Origin of the sequence: Lysinibacillus sp. RC79 (genome assembly GCF_041262405.1) — a bacterium.
Taxonomy (GTDB): Bacteria; Bacillota; Bacilli; order Bacillales_A; family Planococcaceae; genus Lysinibacillus.
Genome location: NZ_JBGCCD010000067.1, coordinates 1 through 2013 on the forward strand (window position 1 = coordinate 1; position 2013 = coordinate 2013).

General features: G+C 47.1%; 16 tRNA genes and 2 rRNA genes. All 18 read right to left on the reverse strand.

From position 1 onward, the window contains the following. Positions 1-167: 167 nt before the first annotated feature. Positions 168-248, reverse strand: a tRNA-Leu gene (locus ABH968_RS27660). Positions 249-295: 47 nt separating this feature from the next. Continuing rightward, positions 296-369: transfer RNA gene (locus tag ABH968_RS27665), tRNA-Cys, on the reverse strand. An 8-nt stretch (positions 370-377) separates the two neighbouring features. Next, a tRNA-Gly gene (locus ABH968_RS27670) sits at positions 378-452 on the reverse strand. A gap of 7 nt (positions 453-459) precedes the next feature. Beyond that, positions 460-534, reverse strand: a tRNA-Gln gene (locus ABH968_RS27675). 19 nt (positions 535-553) lie between these two features. Next, a tRNA-His gene (locus tag ABH968_RS27680) sits at positions 554-629 on the reverse strand. Positions 630-661: 32 nt separating this feature from the next. Continuing rightward, positions 662-737 (reverse strand) — tRNA-His (locus tag ABH968_RS27685). 32 nt (positions 738-769) lie between these two features. Beyond that, positions 770-843, reverse strand: a tRNA-Trp gene (locus ABH968_RS27690). Positions 844-856: 13 nt separating this feature from the next. After that, a tRNA-Tyr gene (locus tag ABH968_RS27695) sits at positions 857-940 on the reverse strand. 10 nt (positions 941-950) lie between these two features. Continuing rightward, a tRNA-Thr gene (locus ABH968_RS27700) sits at positions 951-1026 on the reverse strand. A 9-nt stretch (positions 1027-1035) separates the two neighbouring features. Continuing rightward, positions 1036-1111, reverse strand: a tRNA-Phe gene (locus ABH968_RS27705). 15 nt (positions 1112-1126) lie between these two features. Then, a tRNA-Asp gene (locus ABH968_RS27710) sits at positions 1127-1202 on the reverse strand. A 4-nt stretch (positions 1203-1206) separates the two neighbouring features. Further along, positions 1207-1281: transfer RNA gene (locus ABH968_RS27715), tRNA-Met, on the reverse strand. Positions 1282-1305: 24 nt separating this feature from the next. Next, a tRNA-Val gene (locus ABH968_RS27720) sits at positions 1306-1381 on the reverse strand. A gap of 14 nt (positions 1382-1395) precedes the next feature. After that, positions 1396-1470: transfer RNA gene (locus ABH968_RS27725), tRNA-Glu, on the reverse strand. Between the two features lie 30 nt (positions 1471-1500). Continuing rightward, positions 1501-1592: transfer RNA gene (locus tag ABH968_RS27730), tRNA-Ser, on the reverse strand. Positions 1593-1597: 5 nt separating this feature from the next. Beyond that, positions 1598-1674 (reverse strand) — tRNA-Asn (locus tag ABH968_RS27735). Between the two features lie 16 nt (positions 1675-1690). Then, positions 1691-1806: ribosomal RNA gene (gene rrf, locus ABH968_RS27740) — 5S ribosomal RNA — on the reverse strand. A 115-nt stretch (positions 1807-1921) separates the two neighbouring features. Continuing rightward, a 23S ribosomal RNA gene (locus ABH968_RS27745) occupies positions 1922-2013 on the reverse strand; the annotation flags it as partial.

Genomic DNA, 2013 nt, shown 5'->3' on the forward strand with positions numbered 1-2013 from the left:
GCAAAATTAAAAACGAGTCCGGTGCAATACCGAACTCGTTTTACCCAAGCTGCCTAATGAAATAACCGTGTCTAACTTTTAGGGGTCACTTCATTGAGAGAATCTTAAATGCTTTCTACAAATAAAAAAAGAACCCTTGTATATCAAGGATTCTTTACTACATATGATACCGGTGGTCGGGGTCGAACCGACACTCCAAAGGAACACGATTTTGAGTCGTGCGCGTCTGCCAATTCCGCCACACCGGCATAATGGAGATAAAAAAAATCGGATAAACCGATTAAGTAATAAATTATGGAGGCGGCAACCGGATTTGAACCGGTGATAAAGGTGTTGCAGACCTGTGCCTTACCACTTGGCTATGCCGCCATAATACTTGGAGCGGAAGACGAGGTTCGAACTCGCGACCCCCACCTTGGCAAGGTGGTGTTCTACCACTGAACTACTTCCGCAAAAAAATGGCTGGGGTACCTGGATTCGAACCAGGGCGTGACGGAATCAAAATCCGTTGCCTTACCGCTTGGCTATACCCCAAAAGTTAAATATATATAAATGGGGCGACTGATGGGAATCGAACCCACGAATGCCTGAACCACAATCAGGTGCGTTAACCACTTCGCCACAACCGCCATATTATTATATTTTATTATTTTAAATTAAATGGGGCGACTGATGGGAATCGAACCCACGAATGCCTGAACCACAATCAGGTGCGTTAACCACTTCGCCACAACCGCCATATTGTTATATTTTGTTGTTTTAAATTAATTGGCAGGGGCAGTAGGAATCGAACCCACACCAAAGGTTTTGGAGACCTCTATTCTACCGTTGAACTATGCCCCTATTAAATTAAAACTGGTGGAGGGGGACGGATTCGAACCGCCGAACCCTAAGGAGCGGATTTACAGTCCGCCGCGTTTAGCCACTTCGCTACCCCTCCGGGAATGCCATGGTGCCGGCTATAGGAATCGAACCCACGACCTACTGATTACAAGTCAGTTGCTCTACCTGCTGAGCTAAACCGGCAAAAAAATATGGTGGGTCAGGACGGAATCGAACCGCCGACACTTAGAGCTTCAATCTAATGCTCTACCAACTGAGCTACTGACCCATATTTTTAAAAAAATGGCGGTCCCGACCGGGATCGAACCGGCGATCTCCTGCGTGACAGGCAGGCATGTTAACCGCTACACCACGGGACCATTTTGGTTGCGGGGGCCGGATTTGAACCAACGACCTTCGGGTTATGAGCCCGACGAGCTACCACTGCTCCACCCCGCGATAATGAGTAATTTATTTAAATGATGGTGGAGGATGACGGGCTCGAACCGCCGACCCTCTGCTTGTAAGGCAGATGCTCTCCCAGCTGAGCTAATCCTCCATCTGGGTATTAAATGGTGACCCCTACGGGATTCGAACCCGTGTTACCGCCGTGAAAGGGCGGTGTCTTAACCACTTGACCAAGGGGCCATCGTTTGGAATGGTGAATCCTTAAAGTGCTGGCGGAGAGTAAGGGATTTGAACCCTTGAGACAGTGTTAACCGCCTACACGATTTCCAATCGTGCTCCTTCGGCCACTCGGACAACTCTCCAAAAATGGCTCCGAAGGCAGGACTCGAACCTGCGACAACCTGATTAACAGTCAGGTGCTACTACCAACTGAGCTACTTCGGAATAATCTTATTATATAGCCTAGCGACGTCCTACTCTCACAGGGGGAAGCCCCCAACTACCATTGGCGCTAAAGAGCTTAACTTCCGTGTTCGGTATGGGAACGGGTGTGACCTCTTTGCCATCATCACTAGACTATTTTGAAAGACAATACTTATTATAACATAGTTCATTATAAATGCAAGTATCTTATTAATAGTTTTTGTTCTTTCAAAACTGGATAAACGGTGCATTGAATGTTTCAAACTTTTTGGTTAAGTCCTCGATCGATTAGTATTCGTCAGCTCCATGTGTCACCACACTTCCACCTCGAACCTATCTACCTCATCGTCTTTGAGGGAT